The following is a 22,478-nucleotide window of genomic DNA, read 5'->3' on the forward strand; positions in this document are numbered from 1 at the left end:
GCAAGCAGGGGAGGGTTGGGGTGGGGTCGCTCTTCGCCTCGAGCCAAGATCAAAAGCTTCACCCCCTCACCTGAAGGACTCCCTTCAGTCGCCTGCCTCCCCCTGCGACCTAAGGAAGTCCCTTTGGGGCAAGCAGGGGCAGGAGCCAAAGCAACAACGCGGCCTGTCCTGTGCCCTGTCAGCGCCACGTTCCAGCCATAGACTCGCAACCACTCTCTTCCCAATAGACCACCACATGCCCTTCCATCGCCTGCTGCCGGTGCTTGCCGCGCTCCTGTTGAGCGCCTGTTTCCACGCCAGCAAGCCCGCGCCACCGCCGGTCGTGGCGCCGGCGCCGGTGAAGCTGAAGATCGGCCTGGCGCTCGGCGGCGGCGCGGCGAAGGGCTTCGCGCACATCGGCGTGATCAAGATGCTGGAGGCCAGTGGCATCCACCCGGACGTGGTCGCCGGCACCAGCGCCGGCAGCGTGGTCGGCGCGCTGTACGCCAGCGGCATGGATCCGTTCGCGCTGCAGCAGACCGCGTTCGGCCTGGACGAGGCGAAGATCCGCGACGTGCGGCTGTTTTCCGGCGGCCTGGTGCGGGGCCAGGCGCTGCAGGACTACGTCAACCAGCTGCTGCACAGGCAGCCGATCGAGCAGCTGAAGCTGCCGTTCGCCGCAGTGGCCACCGAGCTGGAAACCGGCGCGCGCACGATGTTCGTGCGCGGCGACACCGGCCGCGCGGTGCGCGCGTCGTCCGCGGTTCCCGGCGTGTTCGAGCCGGTCGAGATCCGCGGCAAGCACTACGTCGACGGCGGTGTGGTCAGCCCGATCCCGATCGATGCGGCGCGCCAGCTCGGCGCCGACTTCGTGATCGCGGTGGACATCTCCGCCGCGCCGGACGGCAGCAACCCGCAAGGCATGGTGGGCATCGTCGGCCAGTCCATCGCCATCATGGGCCGGCAGCTGGCCGCGCAGGAAAGCGCGCGCGCCGACGTGGTGATCCGGCCCGACCTGCGCGGCATCGGGCCCACCGATTTCGAACAGAAGAACCAGGCCATCCTGGCCGGCGAGAAGGCCGCACTGGCGGCGATCCCCGCGATCCGCGCCAAGCTCGCCGCGCTGACGGCAACGCGCCAGGCCGCCGCCACCGCCGCGCGCTGAGCGCGGCCGGCCGTGCCTTCCCGCACTTGGCGCGGGTGATGCCCGGGCTGTAGCGTCGGGTTTTCCCCACGCCGGAATCCCCCCATGCCGAAACGCGCGTACCTGCCCGCTCCCTTGCTGCTGCTGGCCCTTGCGCTGGCGCCGCCCGCCTTCGCCGCCGCACCTGCGGTCGACCCGCGCATCGAGCAGGTGCTGGCCCAGCTGGGCAAGGCGCAGTCGATCCAGGCGGTGGCGATCTCGCCGGACGGCAAGCAGCTGGCGTGGGTGATCGAGCGCGACGGCAAGCCGGCGATCGAGCGGGCCGACGCCGACGGCCGCCATGCGCATCGCGTGAGCGCCGCGGCCAAGCCGGGCGAATGCGCCGAATCCGGCATCGCCTGGGCGCCCGATTCGCGCCACCTCGCCTTCATCGCCAACTGCCATGTCGACCTCACCAGCACCAGGGTCATGCAGAACGCCATTTATCTCGCCGATACGCGCGGCAACGGCGCGCCGGCGCGGCTGGCCGAGCTGCAAGGCTACGTGCGTTCGCTGCAGTGGACTGCCGACGGCAAGTCGCTCGGCTTCCTCTACGTGTCCGGCGCCACCCGCCACGCCAGCGCGGTGGCCGCGGCCAAGCCGGCCGCCGGCGAGATCGGCGTGAGCGGGGTGGAAGTGCAGCGCGTGGCGAGTCTCGACGTGGCCAGCGGCGCGCTGCACGAACTCACGCCGGCCAGCCTGTACGCCTACGAATTCGACTGGTCGCCGGACGGCTCGCGCATCGCCTACACCGCCGCGCCGCCGCCGGGCGACAACAACTGGTGGATCGCCAAGCTCTACGTGCAGCCGGCGCAGTCCGGCGCCGACGCCCGCGTGCTGGTCGATCCCGCCGACGCCGCCAGCGGCTCGCTGCATGGCCTGCAGATCGCCCTGCCGCGCTGGTCGCCGGATGCGTCGCGGATCGCCTTCATCGGCGGCCTGATGAGCGACCAGGGCGCCACCGGCGGCGACATCTACGCGGCAGCCACCGATGGCGGCACGCCGGTCGAACTCACCCCCGGCATCCGCGTCACGCCCGTGTGGCTGCGTTGGAGCGGGCCGCAATCGCTGCTGGTCAGCCAGGTCAGCAACGGCCAGAGCCAGCTGGCGGATTACGCCGTCACCGGCGACCGCGCGCAGCAGCAAGGTGTGCACTTCACGGTGCCGGCCAGCATCGGCGACGGCAGCGCGTCGATGGCGATGTCGCTGTCGGCCGACCTCAAGCGCATCGCGTTCGTGCAAAGCTCCTACGCGACCGCCGCCGAAGTGCACGCCGGCGCGTTCGACCGCACGCCGCCGCCGGCGGTCACCGCGCTCAACGCCGCGCTGAAACCGGCCTGGGGCAAGGCCGAATCGGTGGAGTGGAACAACGAGGGCTTCCACGTGCAGGGCTGGCTGCTGTACCCGGCCAACTACGACGCGAAGAAGCGCTACCCGATGATCGTGGTGGTGCATGGCGGCCCGTCCAGCGCGGTGATCCCGCGCTGGCCCGGCGTCGGTTACGGCGGCGCGCCGCTGGCGGCCTTGGGCTATTTCGTGTTCATGCCGAATCCGCGCGGCAGCTTCGGCCAGGGCGAGCGGTTCGTGCAGGCGAACCGCAAGGACTTCGGCCACGGCGACCTGCGCGACCTCCTCGCCGGCGTCGACGCGGTGGAGAAGAAGGTCCCGGTGGACGACCAGCGGCTCGGCCTCACCGGCTGGAGCTACGGCGGCTTCATGAGCATGTTCGCGCCCACGCAGACGCAGCGCTTCCGCGCCGTGGTGGCCGGCGCCGGCATCTCGAACTGGCAGAGCTACTACGGCCAGAACCTGATCGACCAGTGGATGCCGCCGTTCTTCGGCGCCAGCGTCTACGACGACCCGGCGGTGTACGCGAAGAGTTCAGCGATCAACTTCATCAAGCAGGTGAAGACGCCGATGCTGATCGTGGTCGGCGACCGCGACGCCGAATGCCCGGCGCCGCAATCGTTCGAGATGTGGCACGCGCTGCGCGCGCAGGGCGTGCCGACCTCTCTGGTGGTGTACCCGAACGAAGGCCACCACTTCGTCAACCCGGCGCACCAGCGCGACGTGCTGCAGCGGGCGCTGGCGTGGTTCGGAAAGTACCTGCCGGCCACTAACTAGCCGATCCACGGCGCAAGCCTGGCCAACGCAACCGGCGGCTTTTCATGCCGGACTCGCCTGGGTTGCGGCAGCCGCCGCAAATCATGCTTGACAAGCGCCAAGTGTATTGCTGTACTGATACACATGGATGCATCACTGCTCAACATACAACCCGCCGCCAGCGAGCCTATCTACCGGCAGATCGCGGAACAGCTGCGCCGGCTGATCGCCGGCGGCCAGCTAGTGCCGGGAGAGCTTCTGCCGTCGGTACGCGAGGTGGCCGCATTCCACGCGATCAATCCGATGACCGTGTCGCGTGCCTATGGCATTGCCGAAAGCGAGGGCCTGCTTGAACGCCTGCGCGGCAAGGGCATGACGGTGGCCGCCACGCGCCTCGCCAACCGGACCGAACACCAGCGCCTCGCCCTGCTCGAACCGCAACTGCAGGCACTGGCGCGTCACGTCGGTGAACTCGAACTGCCCGCCGAGCCGGTGCTGCGGCGACTGACCAAACTGCTGGGAGAGTGAGATGAACGCCATGCTGCGTGAAACGGAATCCGCCACCGCCCCACTCGCCGTGCGTGGCCTTGTCCATCGCTACGACGGCTGCAACGCGCTCGACGGGGTCGACCTGGTCCTGGAACCGGGCAGCGTGCTCGGCCTGGTCGGCCGCAACGGCGCCGGCAAGTCCACATTGATCCGCGTCATGCTCGGCCTGCTCGAGCCGCGTGCTGGCGAGGCGCGCGTGTTCGGTGAGCCGGCGCTGACGCTGTCCGACGCCGCCAAGGCGCGTATCGCCTACGTGCCTCAGCAGCCGGAGGCGCTGGCCTGGCTCAGCGCGCGTCAGATGCTCGATTTTGTCGGCCGCTTCTACCCGCGCTGGGACAAGGTGTTCGCGAAGCACATGTTGGAGCGCTGGCAGATCCCGGAAAACAAGCTGCTGGCCAAACTGTCGCCGGGCGAGCGCCAGCGAGTGGACCTGATCCGCGCACTCGCCTCGCAGCCGGAGCTGCTGGTGTTGGACGAGCCGGCCGCGGCGCTCGACCCGGTGGCGCGCCGCGAGCTGTTGCGCGAGGTGGCGCTGCGCGCCGGCGACGCGGGCACCACCGTGCTGTTCTCCACCCACATCGTGTCGGACCTGGAACGCGCCGCCTCGGAGGTGGCGTTCTTGCACCAGGGCAGGCTGCTGTTCCGCTGCGGCGTGGACGACACCAAGGAACGTTATGCGCGACTGTGGCTGCCGGCGCGGATGAGCGCGGCCGCACCCGCGCAAAGCCTCAGCCGACACCGCCACGACGACGGCAGCCTTAGCTTGGTCGTCGAACGCGACTCCCGCGGCTGCTGGCCGGAAGCCGCCGAGCTGGCCGGCGCGCGCATCGACGCGCTGGGCCTGGAAGACCTGTTCGTGGAGATCGCTGGATGAATCTCGCACAGCTTTTGCAGATACCCTGGTACTCGGCGCACCGCCAGCTGCGCTGGATGACTGTACTGGTGTTCGCGCTGTGCAGTGCAGGCGCGCTCGCGCTCGGCCTGCTCGCCGGTCGGCCGGATGCCTGGCGGGGCGCGGCGATGCTGTATGGCATCGGCCTGTTCTTCGTGTGGGCGTTCTTCCTGCCGCTCAGCCTGCTGCTGGCGATCGACGCCCGGCTGCTGCGCGTGCCGGGGGTGCAGTGCCCGATCCTCGCCAGCCTGTGCCTGTACGGCGCGCTGGGTCTCGGCTTGCCGCTGGCCGTGCTGGCACGGGCCGGGCAGCCGCTGCTGCCCGCCACCGCGTTGCTGGCCCTGCTCGGCACCGGCGGACTGCTGTTCGCGCTGATGCCGCGCTATCTCGCCATCGTGATCGGCCTGACGCCCTCGCTGCTCAACGGGCTGTGGCGCCATTTCGACCTGCCCGGCTTCACCGATCCACGCACGGTCGAGGTGATGCTGCTGCTGATCCCGGTGCTGTTGCTGTGCTGTGCCTGGCGCTGGCGACAGCTGCTGCGCGTGAGCAACGGCCAGGCAAGCGGCTGGAGCTCGCCGATGGTGCTGCAGTTCCGCAACGGCAGCTGGGGCCTCTGGAGCCAGGTCGGCGAGCAGCGCTTGCTGTGCCAGCGGCCGGGCTGGCTGCAGCCGGCCGTCGATCTGGATGATGTTGGCCCGACGCGGCCGCACCGCGCACTGCGGGTTGCGCTGGGCGGCTGGTACCTGCCGCTGACCCTGAGCAGCCACGTCCGGCAGCTGGCGCTGCTGCTTGGCATTGTCGCGGTACCCGTACTGTCGATCCTGCTGCTGGATTATCTCGGCCCGCACGATCGCGACAATACGGATCTACTGAAGGGTAGCCTGGTCGGCGGCCTCGGCACGCTCGGCGTGATGGCCGGGCCAATGATCAGCGCGCTGAGCCTGCTGTGACTGGGCAAGCGCTGGCAGCGGGTGAACGGCGAACTGCCCCTGCTGGCACTGCTGCCCGGGCTGGGCGGGCACGCCCACGTCCGCTGGCAATTGCTGCGCGCCGCGCTCGGCCTGCCGCTGCTGATGCATGCGCTGGTACTGCTCCTGGTCGGCGTGGCCATGTTGTGCTGGCACGACCATGCGGCGATGCTGTCGTTCCTATTGTTGGCGCAGCTGGGTGCGGCCACGATCACCATGGCCGCCGTGCTCAACCTGTTCGGTGGCCGCGCGCTGCCGATCTGGGGCGCCGGCCTGCTGCTGACGATCGCGATCGCGCTGACCCTGCTCAGTATGCTGCTGCCCGTGCTGGCCTTGGGTCGCCACCCGTTGCATGGCGCGGCCTCGACACTGCCACCGCTGGTGCTGAGCTGGCTGCTGTTCGGCGCGGCAATGGTCTGGCTCGGCCGACGCGGCTGGCGTGGCATGCAGCGACTGCCGCATCCGTTCCTGGCGCAGCCCTGAGCCGAAGCCGCGGAGGGATGTCCATCCGCGGCCACCGCGTCAAAACAACTCGCCTTGCGGCGACGGTTTGCGCGGCGGCACGAAGCGCGAGGTTTCGAGGGTGAGTTCGCGGGCGCGGATGAAGCCGTGCTTGCGGCAGGCGACTTCGAAGCGGCGGCGCAGCAGGTCGGCGAACACGCCCTGGCCGTGCATGCGGGTGCGGAAGTCGCTGTCGTAGTCGCGGCCGCCGTTCATCTGCCGCACCAGGCTCATCACGTGTTCGGCGCGCTGCGGCACGTGCAGGGCCAGCCATTCGCGGAACAAGGCTTTCAGTTCCCACGGCAGGCGCAGCGTGGTGTAGCCGGCGCAGCGCGCACCCGCTTCGTGCGCGCGTTCGAGTACCGCTTCCATGTCCTTGTCGTTCAGCGCCGGGATGATCGGCGCCGCCAGCACGCCCACCGGCACGCCGGCAGCGGCGAGCGCGGCGATGGCCTGGATCCGCCGGTGCGGCGCGCTGGCGCGCGGCTCGAGTTTCGCGGCGAGGTGGTTGTCCAGCGAGTTGACCGAGACGAACACCTGCACCAGCTTCTCGCGCGCCATCGGCTGCAGGATGTCGAGGTCGCGCTCGACCAGCGCGTTCTTGGTCACGATGGTGCACGGGTGGTGGCATTCGGCGAGCAGTTCCAGCGCGGCGCGGGTCAGCCGCCACTTCTTCTCGATCGGCTGGTAGGGGTCGGTGTTGCTGCCGATATTGATGGGGCTGACCCGGTAGCCCGGCCTGGCCAGTTCCACGCGCAGCACCTCGGCGAGGTTGCCTTTGGCGCGGATCTTCGTCTCGAAGTCCAGCCCGGGCGAGAGGTTGAGGTAGCTGTGCGTGGGCCGCGCGAAGCAATAAATGCAACCGTGCTCGCAGCCGCGATACGGGTTCATCGCCTGCTCGAAGGCGATGTCGGGCGAGTCGTTGCGGGTGATCACGCTCTTGGCGCGTTCCTCGGTGACCTCGGTGCGCGGGCGTGGCGCATCCCCGTCCAGCAGCGCGCTCTGCCAGCCGTCGTCCTCGGCCTGGTGGCGGATATTCTCGAAGCGGCCTTCCGGATTGGAGGCGGCGCCGCGGCCCTTGAGCGGGCGCGTCGCGGGGAGCTGTTCCGGGGAGGTCGGCAATGGCGAGGAGCGATCCATCGGAGCAGTGTCGCGCGGCGACGTCTCAGTCGCCGCGACATCTTTTCGCGGCGTGATCCGGCGCGCGCCGGACGCGCCATGGCGACGCTATGATGCGGCCGTCCGCCGCTGCCGGCGGCGCGCTTTCACCTGTCGGGGCTTACTTCATGCGCTGGCTGCTGCTCGCCTTTACCGTGTTCGCGTTCATGCTGTGCTTCACCCGCCACGGCGCCGGCGCCTGGGGCTTCTGGCTGCTGGTCGGGCTGATCGGCGTCTTCGCCACCACGCTGGCCTTCGTGCAGGCGCGCATCGCCGGCAGCGCACGCGGGGACAGCCTGTCCGAGTACGACCTGAAGCGGCTGCGCGAGGGCAAGGTGCCGCTGAAGCACGAACGCCCGGATCGGTAAGGTACTGACGGGTAGGAGCGCACCCTGTGCGCGATGCTCCTGGCCCGATTGGCCTCAAAGCATCGCGCACAGGGTGCGCTCCTACAGCCCCAGCTCGGCGGCCATCGCCTCGCGCATCAGGTACTTCTGCACCTTGCCGGTCACCGTCATCGGGAAGGCATCGACGAAGCGCACGTAGTGCGGCACCTTGTAGTAGGCGAGGTGGTGGCGGCAGTAATCCTGGATCTCGGCCACGCTGGCGCTGACGCCTTCGCGCAGTCGGATCCACGCGCACACCTGCTCGCCGAACTTCGCGTCGGGCACGCCGAACACCTGCACGTCGAGCACCTTCGGGTGGGCGTACAGGAACTCCTCGATCTCGCGCGGGTACACGTTCTCGCCGCCGCGGATGATCATGTCCTTGAGCCGGCCGACGATGCGGCAGTAGCCGTCCGCGTCGATCACCGCGAGGTCGCCGGTGTGCATCCAGCGCGCCTCGTCGATCACCTCGCGGGTGCGCGCCTCGTCCTCCCAGTAGCCCAGCATCACCGAGTAGCCGCGCGTGCACAGTTCGCCCGGCATGCCGCGCGGCACGATGCGCCCACGCTCGTCGACCAGCTTCACCTCCAGCTGCGGATGGATCCGGCCCACGCTGTCGACGCGGCGTTCCAGCGGATCGTCGGGCACGGTCTGGAAGCTCACCGGGCTGGTCTCGGTCATGCCGTAGGCGATGGTGATCTCGCCCAGGTGCATCTCGCCGACCACCCGCCGCATCACCTCGATCGGGCACGGCGAGCCGGCCATGATGCCGGTACGCAGGCTGGACAGGTCGAACTCGGCGAAGCGCGGGTGCTCGAGTTCGGCAATGAACATGGTGGGCACGCCGTGCAGGCCGGTGCACTTTTCCGCCGCCACGGTCTCCAGCGTGGCCAGCGCGTCGAAGCCCTCGCCGGGAATCACCATGCAGGCGCCATGGGTGACGCAGGCGAGGTTGCCCAGCACCATGCCGAAGCAGTGGTAGAACGGCACCGGGATGCACAGCCGGTCGTGCTCGGTGAGGCGCATCGCCTCGCCGATGAACCAGCCGTTGTTGACGATATTGTGGTGGGTCAGGGTGGCGCCCTTCGGCGCGCCGGTGGTGCCGGAGGTGAACTGGATGTTGACCGGGTCGTCGAAGCCCAGTTCGCGTTCGGTCGCGTGCAGATGCGCCAGCGCCGCGGCGTCGCCAAGCTCCACCAGCTGCCGCCAGCCGCGCGTCCCGGGCGCCGGCTCGTCGTCGAGCAGGATCACCTCGCGCAGCGCCGGCAGCCGCGCCGCGTGCAACTCGCCCGGCGCGCCGGCGGCCAGTTCCGGCGCCAGTTCGGCGAGGATGTCCAGGTAGTGCGAGGTCTTGAAGCGGCGCGGCAGCACCAGCGCGCGGCAAGCCACCTTGTTCAGTGAATACTCCAGCTCATGCGTACGGTAGGCCGGATTGATGTTGACCAGGATCAGCCCGGCCTTCGGCGCGGCGAACTGCAGCAGCACCCATTCGGCGCGGTTCGGCGACCAGATGCCGACGCGGTCGCCGCGCTCGAGGCCCAGCGCCAGCAGGCCGGCGGCCGCGCGCTCCACCGCGGCATGGAACGCGCGGTAGTTCAGCCGCACGCCCTGCGCGCGCACCACCAGCGCCGGCCGCTCGGGATAGGCGGCGGCGATGCGGTCGATCAGCGCACCCACGGTGTCGCCCAGCAACGGTTGCGGGCTGGCACCATGGACATAGCTTGCTGCCGCCTTCACGCAGGTTTTCCCATATCCGTCGCTTGCCACGTGGCCACCGACATCATGCCTCCATATCCGTCACGATCGCTGCACACCGGCTCCCCCACGCTGGCCGCGACCTGGGTGGACAACGCGTCGACCCTGCCCCTTTGTCCAAACGGGAGTTCACGATGACGGCAAGTGGCCTGATCATATTCCTCGTCATCGGCGCGATCGCCGGCTGGCTCGCCGGCATGATCGTCCGTGGTTTCGGCTTCGGCCTGCTCGGCAACATCGTGGTCGGCATCATCGGTGCGTTTCTTGCCGGCTGGCTGCTGCCGACGCTGGGCGTCGGCTTCAGCCTCGGCGGCCCGATCCTCACCAGCATCGTCTACGCGATGATTGGCGCGATCGTGCTGCTGGTGGTGATCGGCCTGGTCAAGCGCGCCTGACGGTTCATCCTGCCCATGGCGGCAAAGGAAAACGCAGCGGCGCGGGCCGCTGCGTTTCCCCGTGGCACACGCGGGTTCAGTCGTGCAGGTTCACGTCCTTGGTTTCGCGCACGAACAGCATGCCGATCACGAACGTCATCGCGGCGATCGCCACCGGATACCACAGGCCGGCGTAGAAATTGCCGGTGGCCGCGACGATGCCGAACGACACCGAGGGCAGGAAGCCGCCGAACCAGCCGTTGCCGATGTGGTATGGCAGGCTCATCGAGGTGTAGCGGATCTTGGTGGGGAACATCTCCACCAGCCACGCGGCGATCGGCCCGTAGACCATCGTCACGTAGAGCACCAGGATCGTCAGCAGCAGCACCAGCATCGGCTTGTTGGTCTGCGCCGGATCGGCCTTGGCCGGATAGCCGGCCGCGGCAAGCGCCTTGCCGACGCTGTCGCCGAAGGCCTTGCTGCGGGCGGTGAAATCGGCCTTGGACAGGGCGCCGCCCTCGAACGAGGGGAACTGCTGGCCGCCGATCGAGACGACCGCCGGCGTGCCCGCCGCGGCGACGACGTTCTCGTACGGCACGCCGCGCTTGGCCAGGTAGCTCTTGGCCACGTCGCAGGAGCTGGTGAAGACCTTCTTGCCGATCAGGTCGATCTGCACGCTGCAGCCGGCGGGATCGGCCTGCACCCGCACCGGCGCCGTCACGCTGGCCGCCTCGATCGCCGGGTTGCCGTAGTGGGTGATCGCCTTGAAGATCGGGAAGTAGGTCAGCGCGGCGAGCAGGCAGCCGGCCAGCACCACCGGCTTGCGCCCGATCTTGTCCGACAGCCAGCCGAAGAACACGAAGAACGGCGTGCCGATCACGAGCGCCGCGGCGATCATCAGCTGGGTAGTGGTGGCATCGATCTTCAGCGTGCTGCCGAGGAAGTACATCGCGTAGAACTGGCCGCAGTACCACACCACGGCCTGGCCGGCGGTGGCGCCGAGCAGGGCCAGGATCACCAGCTTGAGGTTGCCCCAGCGCGCGAACGACTCGGTCAGCGGCGCCTTCGACTGCTTGCCCTCGGCCTTCATCTGCTTGAACACCGGCGACTCGGCTAGTTGCAGGCGGATGTACACCGACACCGCCAGCAGCAGCGACGACAGCAGGAACGGAATGCGCCAGCCCCAGTCGTCGAACTTGTCGCCGAGCATCCACTTGCAGCCCAGGATCACCAGCAGCGACAGGAACAGGCCGAAGGTGGCGGTGATCTGGATGAAGCTGGTGTACAGGCCGCGCTTGCCCTTCGGTGCGTGTTCGGCCACGTAGGTGGCCGCGCCGCCGTACTCGCCGCCCAGCGCCAGGCCCTGCAGCATGCGCAACGCGATCAGGATCACCGGCGCGGCCATGCCGATCGAGCCGTAACTGGGCAGCAGGCCCACGAAGAACGTGGACAGGCCCATGATCACGATGGTGATCAGGAACGTGTACTTGCGCCCGACCAGGTCGCCGACCCGGCCGAACACCAGCGCACCGAACGGGCGCACCGCGAAGCCGGCGGCGAACGCGAGCAGGGCGAACACCAGCTGGCTCGCCTCGTTCAACCCCGAGAAGAACTGGTGGCCGATGATCACGGCGAGCGAGCCGTACAGGTAGAAGTCGTACCACTCGAACACGGTGCCCAGGCTGGATGCCAGGATCACCCGCTTGTGGCTGACGTCGAGCGCGTTGTCGGCACGGCTGCCGATGGCGTCGATGGCATTGGTGGCCATGTGTTTCCCCTCCCGAAATAAGTGAATTGCCTCTGCCCGGAACCCTGGGGAGAAGTCGGAAGGTGCGGACCGTCCCTTGCCCCGGGCCGCACCTCGTCATCCTCCCGGTCTCGCGGGAGGTTGGGCGGCGGCGTGCCGAGGCACGCCGCCATGAACCTCAGAAGCGATACAGCGCGTTGAGGCTGACCTGGTTGCCGGTGGTGGTCTTGCGGTCGGTGCCGTTGCTGGTGGAGTCGATCTTGTCGTGCATCCATTCGGCGCTGAGGTCGTAGGAGCCGGCGGTGTACTGCAGGCTCAATGCGGCCTGGCGGTTGCGCAGCAGGCCGGTCGCGCCATGGCCCATCCAGGTGATCACGTCCTTGCTGTCGGGCTTGCTGTACGCGTAGAACGCGTACAGGCTCCAGTTCGGCGTGAAGCTGTAGCCGGCCTGCACGAAGCCGCCGCGCTCGCTGATGTCGCCGAACTGCGACATCGCGCCGAAGATCTCGCCGAGGCCATTGCCGGCATAGGCCAGCCCCTTGAACGTCCACGGACCGGGTTTCCACTGGCCGCCGACCTCGTAGCCCACGCTGGTCACCTCGGAACGGATCGGCGTGGGCGCGTTGCCATCCACGCCGCGCAGGTCGACCTTGCTGTAGTGAGCGGCGAAGTACGCCAGCCAGTTCTTGTCCTGCACGTGCAGCCGCGCCTCGATCTGCGGCCGGAAACCGGCGTTGCCGGCGGTGAGGTAGTTGATGTTGTTGCCGGGACCGCTCCAGTTGCCCTCGAACGCCGCCACGTCGATACGCCACTGCGCACCGGTGCTGCCGTGGTTGATGTCCTGCATCACCACCACGCCGGGGAAGCGCCAGCCGCCGTAGCCGGAACCGAAGCCCAGCGGGAACGCGATGTGCGCCAGCGAGGTGGGCGAGTTGTCGATCGGGAACATCAGGTCCCACTGCTGGCCGATGCGCACCGTGGTACCGGTTTCAGGGTTGGTCAGGTCCATGTAGGCCTGGCGCAGGCGCGGCGTCGCCTGCTGCTGGCTGTAGGCGCCGGTGCCGTTGAAGCCGCCGAAGAAGTCCATCTCGATGCGGCCGCCGCCGTTCCAGTCGCCGGCAAACTTGGCGCCCTTGAAGTCGAGCCAGAAGCGCGTGTTGCGCACGTCGACGCCGCTGAGCGAACCCTTCGATCCGGGTATCGGGAACAGCGCGTTCTGGCCGTTGCCGTAGGTGAAGCTCTTGTTCTGGCTGAACGCGCTGGCGCTGATGAAGCCGTGCAGCGCCACCGACACGCCGGGCGCGCTGCTGAAGGTCGGCGTGGGCGCGGGCGTGGCGGCCACGCTCTGCGCGGCCGGAGCCTGCGGCGCCGGCGCGGCCTTCTGCGCCTTGATCATCGCCTTCAGTTCGTTCAACTGCTGCTCCAGCTGCGCCACGCGCTGCTCGAGCTGCTGTTCGCGCGCGTCGCTCTGCGCATGCGCGGCCAGCGGCAGGGCCAGCGCGCAGGCCATGCTCAGGGCGAGCGCCTTGTAACGGTTCGTGTATCGCGTCGTCATGCGTGCGTCTCCCCAAGGTCGATGACGGGCCGAGCATGGCCATGCTGCGGCGCGGGCGACTATTCGCCATTGGTCGAAGTTCGACCAAAGTCGAGACGCCGCCGCGCCGCCTCCGCCGCAACGATCGGGCTACACTCGAAGCCCGCATGCCGCCGGGCGCCGTCGCCTGCCGCGGCATCCCCCTCGCCGTTCCCGGCACCCAGCCAGCAGGAGCCCAGCCATGTCCAAGCTCTACCCGGTCGATCCCTCGTTCGCCGCCGCCGCGCGCCTGCGCCACGACGATTACACGCGCCTCTACGCCGAGTCGGTGCGCGATGCGGAGGGCTTCTGGGGCCGCGTCGGCCAGCGGCTGGACTGGACCCGCGCGCCGACCCGGATCAAGGACGTCTCGTTCAGGCGCGACGACCTGCACATCCGCTGGTACGAGGACGGCGAGCTCAACGTGTCGGCGAACTGCCTCGACCGCCACCTGGAGAAGCGCGGCGACAAGGTCGCGATCATCTTCGAGGGCGACGACCCGAAGGATTCGCGCAGGATCACCTACCGCGAGCTGCACGCCGAAGTGTGCAAGTTCGCCAACACGCTGAAGCACCTCGGCGTGGCCAAGGGCGACCGCGTGGCGATCTACCTGCCGATGATCCCCGAGGCGGCGGTGGCGATGCTGGCCTGCGCCCGCCTCGGCGCCACCCACTCGGTGGTGTTCGGCGGCTTCTCGCCCGACTCGCTGGCCGGGCGCATCGCCGACTCGCAGGCCAAGGTGGTGGTCACCGCCGACGAGGGCCTGCGCGCGGGCAAGCACATCCCGCTCAAGGTCAACGTGGACGCGGCGCTGGAGCGCCCCGGCACCAACAGCGTGGAAACCGTGATCGTGGTGCGCCATACCGGCGGCGCGGTGAACATGCAGTCGCCGCGCGACCGTTATTACCACACCCTGATGGAAGGCCAGTCCGCCGACTGCCCGCCGGTCCCGGTCGACGCCGAACACCCGCTGTTCGTGCTGTACACCTCCGGCTCCACCGGCAAGCCGAAGGGCGTGCAGCACTCGACCGGCGGCTACCTGGTGTTCATCAGCTACACCCACGAGCTGGTGTTCGACCTGCGCGAGGACGACGTCTACTGGTGCACCGCCGACGTCGGCTGGGTCACCGGCCACAGCTACGTGGTGTACGGCCCGCTCTGCAACGGCGCCACCACGGTGATGTTCGAGGGCGTGCCGAACTATCCCGACCACAGCCGCTTCTGGCAGGTGATCGACAAGCACAAGGTGACGCTGTTCTACACCGCGCCCACCGCGATCCGCGCGCTGATGCGCGAGGGCGAGGGCCCGGTGAAGAAGACCTCCCGCGCGTCGCTGCGCCTGCTCGGCTCGGTCGGCGAGCCGATCAACCCGGAGGCGTGGGAGTGGTACTACCACGTGGTGGGCGAGGGCCGCTGCCCGATCGTCGACACTTGGTGGCAGACCGAGACCGGCGGCATCATGATCTCGCCACTGCCCGGCGCGATCGCCACCAAGCCCGGCTCGGCCACGCTGCCGTTCTTCGGCGTCAAGCCGGCCATCGTCGACGCCGACGGCCAGGTGCTGGAAGGCGTGGCCGAGGGCAACCTGCTGATCACCGATTCCTGGCCCGGCCAGGTGCGCACCATCTACGGCGACCACCAGCGCTTCATCGACACCTACTTCAGCGCCTATCCCGGCAACTACTTCAGCGGCGACGGCGCGCGCCGCGACGAGGACGGCTACTACTGGATCACCGGCCGCGTCGACGACGTGATCAACGTGTCCGGCCACCGCCTCGGCACCGCCGAGGTGGAGAGCGCGCTGGTGGCGCATCCGAAGGTGGCCGAGGCCGCCGTGGTCGGCTGCCCGCACGAGATCAAGGGCCAGGGCATCTACGCCTACGTCACCCTGGTCGCCGGCGAGACCGGCAGCGATGCGCTGCGCGCGGAACTGATCGCCTGGGTGCGCAAGGAGATCGGCCCGATCGCCACGCCGGACTACCTGCAGTGGGCGCCCGGCCTGCCGAAGACCCGTTCGGGCAAGATCATGCGCCGCATCCTGCGCAAGATCGGCGAGAATCTGCCCGACCAGCTCGGCGACATCACCACCCTGGCCGACCCGGGCGTGGTGAAGAACCTGGTCGACGAGCGATTGATCAAATGAGGTAACTGTAGGAGCGCACCCTGTGCGCGATGCTCTTTCCCCACCACCGGACAAAAGCATCGCGCACAGGGTGCGCTCCTGCACTCCCGACGAAGCCCATGCCCGACATCCTGATCGCCGACGACCATCCGCTGTTCCGCGATGCCCTGCAGCGCGCGGTGCTGGCCGCGCTGCCGCAGGCGCGCGTGCATACGGCCGACAGCGTGCACACCCTGCTCGGCCTGATCGAGCAGTTCCCCGACGCCGAGCTGCTGCTGCTCGACCTGCACATGCCCGGCGCGCGCGGCTACTCCGCGCTGGCGCACATCCGCGGCCAGTACCCGGGGCTGCCGACCATCGTGGTCTCCGGCCACGAGGAGGCGCAGGTGGCGCGCCGCGCGCTGGCGCACGGCGCCTCGGCGTACATCCCCAAGTCCACCGCCGGCGCCGACATCGTGGCGGCGATCCGCGCCGTGCTGGACGGCGACGTCTGGCTGCCGCCGGCCCTGCTCGGCAACCCCGCCGAGCTCAAGCCCGACGAAGCGGCCGCCGCCGCGCAGGTCGCCGCGCTGACGCCGCAGCAGTTCCGCGTGATGACGATGATCGCCGAGGGCCTGCTGAACAAGCAGATCGCATGGGAGCTGGGCGTCTCCGAGGCCACCGTGAAGGCGCACATGACCGCGATCATGCGCAAGCTCGGCGTCAACAACCGCACCCAGGTGGCCCTGCTCGCCAGCCAGCTCGCGGTCGACCAGGAAAGCCTGCCGGCCATAGCGGACGATCCCGACTGAGCCCTTGCGGGCGAGCGGATCGGGCCTGGGTTGGGCCGGACATCCCGAGCCGCCCGCCGTATCGCCTGCGCCGATGCGGCCCGGACGCGGTTTCTTCGGCGCCGGGGCACGCCGTCAATCAGCCTTATATACGGCTATTTGATTTTCTTGCTTTCTTTTGTTGCGGCGCACTATAGTCGATTCTCCCCATGCCGGGAGTGGAGAACATGGCTCAGCCGCGCGCGCAGGGTTTGTACAGCCCATCCAACGAACACGACGCCTGCGGCGTGGGTTTCGTCGCCCACATCAAGGGCAGGAAAAGCCACGACATCGTCCAGCAGGGCCTGCTGATCCTGCGCAACCTGGATCACCGCGGCGCGGTCGGCGCCGATCCGCTGATGGGCGACGGCGCCGGCATCCTGATCCAGATCCCCGACCTGCTCTACCGCGAGGACATGGCGCAGCAGGGCGTGCAGCTGCCGCCGCCGGGCGAATACGGCGTGGGCATGATCTTCCTGCCCAAGGAGCACGCCTCGCGGCTGGCCTGCGAACAGGAGCTGGAGCGCACCGTGCGGGCCGAGGGCCAGGTGGTGCTGGGCTGGCGCGACGTGCGCGTCGACGCCGGGATGCCGATGTCGCCGGCGGTCAAGGCGACCGAACCGGTGGTGCGACAGCTCTTCATCGGGCGCGGGCCCGACGTCATGGTGCCCGACGCGCTGGAGCGCAAGCTGTATGTCATCCGCAAGACCTCCAGCCACGCGATCCGCGCGCTGGGCCTGAAGCACAGCAAGGAATACTTCGTCCCCTCGATGTCCAGCCGCACAGTGGTCTACAAGGGCCTGCTGCTGGCCGGCCAGGTCGGCCAGTACTACCTCGACCTGGCCGACCCGCGCACCGTGTCGGCGCTGGCGCTGGTGCACCAGCGCTTCTCCACCAACACCTTCCCCGCGTGGGAACTGGCCCACCCCTACCGCATGATCGCGCACAACGGCGAGATCAACACGGTCAAGGGCAACGTGAACTGGATCAACGCGCGCACCGGCGCGATCTCCTCGCCGGTGCTCGGCGACGACCTGGCGAAGCTGTGGCCGCTGATCTACCCCGGCCAGTCCGACACCGCCTCGTTCGACAACTGCCTCGAGCTGCTGACCATGGCGGGCTACCCGCTGTCGCACGCGATGATGATGATGATTCCCGAGGCCTGGGAACGCCACACGCTGATGGACGACAACCGCCGCGCGTTCTACGAATACCACGCCGCGATGATGGAACCCTGGGACGGCCCCGCCGCGATCGCCTTCACCGACGGCCGCCAGGTCGGCGCCACGCTCGACCGCAACGGCCTGCGCCCGGCGCGCTACCTGATCACCGACGACGATCTGGTGATCCTGGCCTCCGAGGCCGGCGTGCTGCCCGTCGCCGAATCGCGCATCGTGAAGAAGTGGCGGCTGCAGCCGGGCAGGATGCTGCTGATCGACATGGAAGCGGGCCGCATCATCGACGACAAGGAGCTGAAGGACCAGCTGGCCAACGCCCGGCCGTACAAGCAGTGGATCGAGCACATCCGGATCAAGCTGGACGCGCTGCCGGAGCCGCGCGCCGAAGCGCGCGCCGTCGACAGCCTGCTCGACCGCCAGCAGGCCTTCGGCTACACCCAGGAGGACCTGAAGTTCCAGCTGCTGCCGATGGCGCAGGCCGGCGAGGAGGCGATCGGCGCGATGGGCAACGACTCGCCGATGGCGGTGCTGTCGGAGCGCAGCAAGTCGCTGTACAACTATTTCCGCCAGCTGTTCGCGCAGGTCACCAACCCGTCGATCGACCCGATCCGCGAGCAGCTGGTGATGTCGCTGGTGTCCTTCATCGGGCCCAAGCCCAACCTGCTGGACATCAACAACATCAACCCGCCGCTGCGGCTGGAGGTGGCCCAGCCGGTGCTGGACTTCGCCGAGATGGCCAAGATCCGCAAGATCGGGCGCTACTCCAAGAGCAAGTTCCGCAGCTTCGAGCTGGACATCACGTATCCGGCGGCCTGGGGCAAGGCGGGCATCGAGGCGCGCCTCGCCTCGCTGTGCGCGCAAGCCACCGACGCGATCCGCCAGGGCCACAACATCCTGATCGTGTCCGACCGGCGCAGCGACCGCGAGCGCGTGGCGATCCCGGCCCTGCTGGCCACCTCGGCCGTCCACCAGCACCTGGTCACCAAGGGCCTGCGCACCAGCACCGGCCTGGTGGTGGAGACCGGCTCGGCGCGCGAGGTGCACCACTTCGCCCTGCTCGCCGGCTACGGGGCCGAGGCGATCCACCCCTACCTGGCGATGGAAGTGCTGGCGCAGCACTTCGCCGCGGGCAGCGACGGGATCGGCGCGGACAAGGCGATCCGCAACTACATCAAGGCGATCGACAAGGGCCTACAGAAGGTGATGTCCAAGATGGGCATCTCCACCTACATGTCCTACACCGGTGCGCAGATCTTCGAGGCTGTGGGCCTGAGCCGCGAGCTGGTGGACAAGTACTTCACCGGCACCACCTCCAACATCGAGGGCATCGGCCTGTTCGAGGTGGCCGAGGAAGCGCTGCGCCTGCACGCCGCCGCCTACGGCGACGACCCGGTGCTGGCCGACGCGCTGGACGTGGGCGGCGAGTACGCCTGGCGCGTGCGCGGCGAGGAACACATGTGGACGCCGGACATGGTGGCCAAGCTGCAGCACGCCACCCGCGCCAACAACGCGCAGACCTACCAGGAGTATTCACAGCTGGTCAACGACCAGAGCCGGCGCCTGATGACGCTGCGCGGGCTGTTCGAGTTCCGCCTCGACCCGGCCGCGGCGATTCCGCTGGACGAAGTGGAACCGGCCGCCGAGATCGTCAAGCGCTTCGTCACCGGCGCGATGTCGCTGGGCTCGATCTCGACCGAGGCGCACACCACGCTGGCCATCGCGATGAACCGCATCGGCGGCAAGTCCAACACGGGCGAAGGCGGCGAGGACGAGGCGCGCTACCAGGGCGAGCTGCGCGGCGTGGCGATCAAGCAGGGCGACACCGTCGCCGGCCTGCTCGGCGAGGCGCACATCGAACGCGATCTCGAACTCGAGGCCGGCGACTCGCTGCGCTCGCGCATCAAGCAGGTGGCCTCGGGCCGCTTCGGCGTCACCGCGGCCTACCTGGTCTCGGCCGACCAGATCCAGATCAAGATCTCGCAGGGCGCCAAGCCCGGCGAGGGCGGCCAGCTGCCCGGCCACAAGGTCTCCGACTACATCGCCCGGCTGCGCTTCTCGGTGCCGGGGGTGGGCCTGATCTCGCCGCCGCCGCACCACGACATCTACTCGATCGAGGACCTGGCCCAGCTCATCCACGACCTGAAGAACTGCAACCCGCAGGCGTCGATCTCGGTGAAGCTGGTGTCCGAGGTGGGCGTGGGCACGGTGGCGGCCGGCGTGGCCAAGGCCAAGGCCGACCACGTGGTGATCGCCGGCCACGACGGCGGCACCGGCGCCTCGCCGTGGTCGTCGATCAAGCACGCCGGCACGCCGTGGGAACTGGGCCTGGCCGAAACCCAGCAGACCCTGGTGCTGAACCGCCTGCGCGGCCGCATCCGGGTGCAGGCGGACGGCCAGATGAAGACCGGCCGCGACGTGGTGATCGGCGCCCTGCTCGGCGCCGACGAATTCGGCTTCGCCACCGCGCCGCTGGTGGTGGAAGGCTGCATCATGATGCGCAAGTGCCACCTCAACACCTGCCCCACCGGCGTGGCCACGCAGGATCCGGTACTGCGCAGGAAGTTCAGCGGCAAGCCCGAGCACGTGGTGAACTACTTCTTCTTCGTGGCCGAGGAGGCGCGCCGGATCATGGCGCAGCTGGGCATCCGCCGCTTCGACGAACTGGTCGGCCGCGCCGACCTGCTCGACATCCGCCAGGGCATCGCGCACTGGAAGACGCGCGGGCTGGATTTCGCCCGCGTGTTTTACCGCCCCGAGGTGCCGGCGGAGGTGGCGCGGCGGCACGTGTCCGCACAGGACCACGGCCTCGACCAGGCCGGCAAGGCGCTCGACCACACCCTGATCGAGAAGGCCCGGCCCGCGCTGGAGCGCGGCGAACGAACCAGCTTCATCGTCAGCGTGCGCAACGTGAACCGCACCGTGGGCACCATGCTTTCCGGCGAGGTGGCGCGCCGCCACGGCCACGCCGGCCTGCCCGACGACAGCATCCACATCCAGATGGACGGCACCGCCGGACAGAGCTTCGGCGCGTTCCTGGCCCGCGGCATCACGCTCGACCTGGTCGGCGAGGCGAACGACTACGTGGGCAAGGGCCTGTCCGGCGGACGCATCGTGGTGCGCTCGCCGAACGACTTCCACGGCTTCGGCCCGGAGCACATCATCGCCGGCAACACGGTGCTGTACGGCGCCACCGAAGGCGAGGCCTACTTCAATGGCGTCGCCGGCGAACGCTTCGCCGTGCGCAACTCCGGCGCCACGGCCGTGGTGGAAGGCGTCGGCGACCACGGCTGCGAATACATGACCGGCGGCACCGTGGTCCTGCTCGGCGAGACCGGGCGGAATTTCGCCGCCGGCATGTCCGGCGGGGTGGCCTACGTCTACGACCCCGAGCTGCACTTCCAGCCGCGCTGCAATCTTTCCATGGTCGGCCTGGAACCGCTGCTCTCCGGCGTCGAGCAGGAGCTGCGGGTGCCGCGGGCGCTGTGGCATCCGCCCACCCGCGGCGGCGCCGGCGAAACCGACGAGGCGATCCTGCGCCGGCTGCTCGAGGCGCATTTCCGCTACACCGGCAGTTTCCGCGCCAGGGCGATCCTGCACGACTGGATCAATGCGCGCACGCATTTCGTCAAGGTGATGCCGCACGAGTACAAGCGCGCGCTGGCCCAACCGCCGCGGGAAACCGCGACCGCATCCACCGAGAAGGCCACGGCCTGAGTCCAGGGGGAACACCACAGATGGGCAAGATCACCGGCTTTCTCGAGTACCCGCGCCTGCAGGAAACCAGCGAGGCGCCCGCGCAGCGCAAGAAGCACTGGCACGAGTTCACCCAGCAGCTGTCCGACGACCAGGCCAAATTGCAGGCCGCGCGCTGCATGGACTGCGGCACGCCGTTCTGCCACCAGGGCTGCCCGGTCAACAACATCATTCCGGACTTCAACGACCTGGTGTACCGGCAGGACTGGAAGCGCGCGATCGACGTGCTGCATTCGACCAACAACTTCCCCGAGTTCACCGGCCGCATCTGCCCCGCTCCCTGCGAGGCCGCCTGCACGCTGAACATCAACGACGATGCCGTGGGCATCAAGTCGATCGAGCACAAGATCATCGACAAGGCGTGGGAGGAAGGCTGGGTGGTGGCGCAGCCGGCCGCGCGCAAAACCGGCTGGAAGGTGGCCGTGGTCGGCTCCGGCCCGGCCGGGCTGGCCGCCGCGCAGCAGCTGGCCCGCGCCGGCCACGCGGTGACCGTATTCGAGAAGAGCGACCGCATCGGCGGCCTGCTGCGCTACGGCATCCCCGACTTCAAGCTGGACAAGGGCCACATCGACCGGCGCCTGGAGCAGATGCGCGGCGAAGGCGTGCAGTTCCGCACCGGCGTGTTCGTGGGCGCCGCGGCCGACGCCGGGCACCACGGCAAGGTCAGCGTGATCGCGCCCGAACTGCTGCTGCGGGAATTCGACGCGGTGGCGCTCACCGGCGGCGCGGAAACCCCGCGCGACCTGCCGGTGCCCGGCCGCGCGCTGCAGGGCGTGCATTTCGCGATGGAGTTCCTGCCGCAGGCGAACCGCGTGGCGGCCGGCGACGCGCTGAACGACCAGCTGGTCGCCACCGGCAAGCAGGTCGTCGTCATCGGCGGCGGCGACACCGGTTCCGACTGCGTGGGCACTTCGAACCGGCAAGGCGCCGTGGCGGTGACCCAGTTCGAGCTGCTGCCGCGGCCGCCCAGGCAGGAGGACAAGCCGCTGGTGTGGCCGTACTGGCCGATCCGCCTGCGCACCTCCAGCTCGCACGAGGAAGGCTGCCAGCGCGACTGGGCGGTGGCCACCAAGTGCTTCAACGACGACGGCAAGGGCCGGGTCAAAAGCCTCACCGCTGTCCGGCTGGAGTGGAAGGACGGCAAGATGCACGAGGTGGCCGGCAGCGAGTTCGAGATCCAGGCGGACCTGGTGCTGCTGGCCATGGGCTTCGTCGCGCCCGCGCAGGGCGTGCTGGACGCGTTCGGCGTGGCCAAGGATGCACGCGGCAACGCCAGGGCCGGTACCGAGGCCCGCGGCGGCTATCGCACCAGCGTGGACAAGGTCTTCGCCGCCGGCGACATGCGCCGCGGCCAGTCGCTGGTGGTCTGGGCGATCCGCGAAGGGCGCCAGTGTGCGCACGCGGTGGACGAGTTCCTGATGGGCCATTCCAGCCTGCCGCGCTGA

Annotated in this window: 16 protein-coding genes; 12 read left to right on the forward strand and 4 right to left on the reverse strand. The window is 69.1% G+C overall.

Translation table 11 applies throughout. From position 1 onward, the window contains the following. The first annotated feature begins 235 nt into the window (after window positions 1-235). From RHOFW104R8_RS09450 to RHOFW104R8_RS17810, 6 genes are all read left to right on the forward strand, one after another. Window positions 236-1,144, forward strand: coding sequence for a patatin-like phospholipase family protein (locus RHOFW104R8_RS09450; protein ID WP_068093729.1), 909 nt, complete (start codon window positions 236-238; stop codon window positions 1,142-1,144). Window positions 1,145-1,228: 84 nt separating this feature from the next. After that, window positions 1,229-3,286, forward strand: coding sequence for a S9 family peptidase (locus RHOFW104R8_RS09455; RefSeq protein WP_068093723.1), 2,058 nt, complete (start codon window positions 1,229-1,231; stop codon window positions 3,284-3,286). 123 nt (window positions 3,287-3,409) lie between these two features. Next, window positions 3,410-3,793, forward strand: coding sequence for a GntR family transcriptional regulator (locus tag RHOFW104R8_RS09460; protein WP_063089723.1), 384 nt, complete (start codon window positions 3,410-3,412; stop codon window positions 3,791-3,793). Between the two features lies 1 nt (window position 3,794). Further along, window positions 3,795-4,688, forward strand: coding sequence for an ABC transporter ATP-binding protein (locus RHOFW104R8_RS09465; RefSeq protein WP_068093719.1), 894 nt, complete (start codon window positions 3,795-3,797; stop codon window positions 4,686-4,688). After that, window positions 4,685-5,659: a hypothetical protein gene (locus RHOFW104R8_RS09470; RefSeq protein ID WP_235604377.1), complete on the forward strand. Its 975-nt coding sequence runs from the start codon at window positions 4,685-4,687 to the stop codon at window positions 5,657-5,659. The genes RHOFW104R8_RS09465 and RHOFW104R8_RS09470 overlap by 4 nt, the downstream gene beginning before the upstream one ends. Before the next feature lie 21 nt (window positions 5,660-5,680). Then, window positions 5,681-6,160: a hypothetical protein gene (locus RHOFW104R8_RS17810; protein WP_235604378.1), complete on the forward strand. Its 480-nt coding sequence runs from the start codon at window positions 5,681-5,683 to the stop codon at window positions 6,158-6,160. A 39-nt stretch (window positions 6,161-6,199) separates the two neighbouring features. On the opposite strand, the gene RHOFW104R8_RS09475 is transcribed toward RHOFW104R8_RS17810, so the two are convergent. Then, the gene (locus tag RHOFW104R8_RS09475) at window positions 6,200-7,318 is read right to left on the reverse strand and encodes a PA0069 family radical SAM protein (protein WP_068093716.1); all 1,119 of its coding nucleotides are present in this window, start codon (window positions 7,316-7,318) and stop codon (window positions 6,200-6,202) included. A gap of 146 nt (window positions 7,319-7,464) precedes the next feature. On the opposite strand from RHOFW104R8_RS09475, the gene RHOFW104R8_RS09480 reads away from it, so the two are divergent. Beyond that, window positions 7,465-7,704, forward strand: a complete 240-nt coding sequence (locus tag RHOFW104R8_RS09480) for a hypothetical protein (protein ID WP_068093713.1) — start codon at window positions 7,465-7,467, stop codon at window positions 7,702-7,704. 81 nt (window positions 7,705-7,785) lie between these two features. Here the strand turns inward: RHOFW104R8_RS09480 and RHOFW104R8_RS09485 are convergent, their stop codons facing one another. After that, on the reverse strand, window positions 7,786-9,459 hold the full coding sequence (locus tag RHOFW104R8_RS09485; RefSeq protein WP_068093712.1) for an AMP-binding protein: 1,674 nt from the start codon (window positions 9,457-9,459) through the stop codon (window positions 7,786-7,788). Window positions 9,460-9,611: 152 nt separating this feature from the next. Here RHOFW104R8_RS09485 and RHOFW104R8_RS09490 point away from each other — a divergent pair, with 152 nt between their 5' ends. Next, the gene (locus RHOFW104R8_RS09490; RefSeq protein ID WP_068093710.1) at window positions 9,612-9,872 is read left to right on the forward strand and encodes a GlsB/YeaQ/YmgE family stress response membrane protein; all 261 of its coding nucleotides are present in this window, start codon (window positions 9,612-9,614) and stop codon (window positions 9,870-9,872) included. 76 nt (window positions 9,873-9,948) lie between these two features. Here RHOFW104R8_RS09490 and RHOFW104R8_RS09495 read toward each other — a convergent pair whose 3' ends face one another. Together RHOFW104R8_RS09495 and RHOFW104R8_RS09500 are read right to left on the reverse strand one after the other, a co-directional pair. Then, on the reverse strand, window positions 9,949-11,619 hold the full coding sequence (locus RHOFW104R8_RS09495; RefSeq protein WP_068093708.1) for an MFS transporter: 1,671 nt from the start codon (window positions 11,617-11,619) through the stop codon (window positions 9,949-9,951). Window positions 11,620-11,776: 157 nt separating this feature from the next. Then, window positions 11,777-13,153 carry a hypothetical protein gene (locus RHOFW104R8_RS09500; RefSeq protein ID WP_068093705.1) on the reverse strand — a complete coding sequence of 459 codons (1,377 nt, stop codon included), beginning with the start codon at window positions 13,151-13,153 and terminating at the stop codon, window positions 11,777-11,779. A 220-nt stretch (window positions 13,154-13,373) separates the two neighbouring features. On the opposite strand from RHOFW104R8_RS09500, the gene acs reads away from it, so the two are divergent. The 4 genes from acs to RHOFW104R8_RS09520 all read left to right on the forward strand — a co-directional run bounded on the left by acs (window position 13,374) and on the right by RHOFW104R8_RS09520 (window position 22,478). Continuing rightward, window positions 13,374-15,314, forward strand: coding sequence for an acetate--CoA ligase (acs, locus tag RHOFW104R8_RS09505; RefSeq protein ID WP_068093702.1), 1,941 nt, complete (start codon window positions 13,374-13,376; stop codon window positions 15,312-15,314). 98 nt (window positions 15,315-15,412) lie between these two features. Continuing rightward, window positions 15,413-16,084, forward strand: a complete 672-nt coding sequence (locus RHOFW104R8_RS09510; protein ID WP_068093699.1) for a response regulator transcription factor — start codon at window positions 15,413-15,415, stop codon at window positions 16,082-16,084. Window positions 16,085-16,290: 206 nt separating this feature from the next. Further along, window positions 16,291-20,994, forward strand: a complete 4,704-nt coding sequence (locus tag RHOFW104R8_RS09515) for a glutamate synthase-related protein (RefSeq protein ID WP_082823583.1) — start codon at window positions 16,291-16,293, stop codon at window positions 20,992-20,994. Between the two features lie 20 nt (window positions 20,995-21,014). After that, the gene (locus RHOFW104R8_RS09520; protein ID WP_068093693.1) at window positions 21,015-22,478 is read left to right on the forward strand and encodes a glutamate synthase subunit beta; all 1,464 of its coding nucleotides are present in this window, start codon (window positions 21,015-21,017) and stop codon (window positions 22,476-22,478) included.

Origin of the sequence: Rhodanobacter sp. FW104-R8, from assembly GCF_001617365.1 — a bacterium.
Taxonomy (GTDB): domain Bacteria; phylum Pseudomonadota; class Gammaproteobacteria; order Xanthomonadales; family Rhodanobacteraceae; genus Rhodanobacter.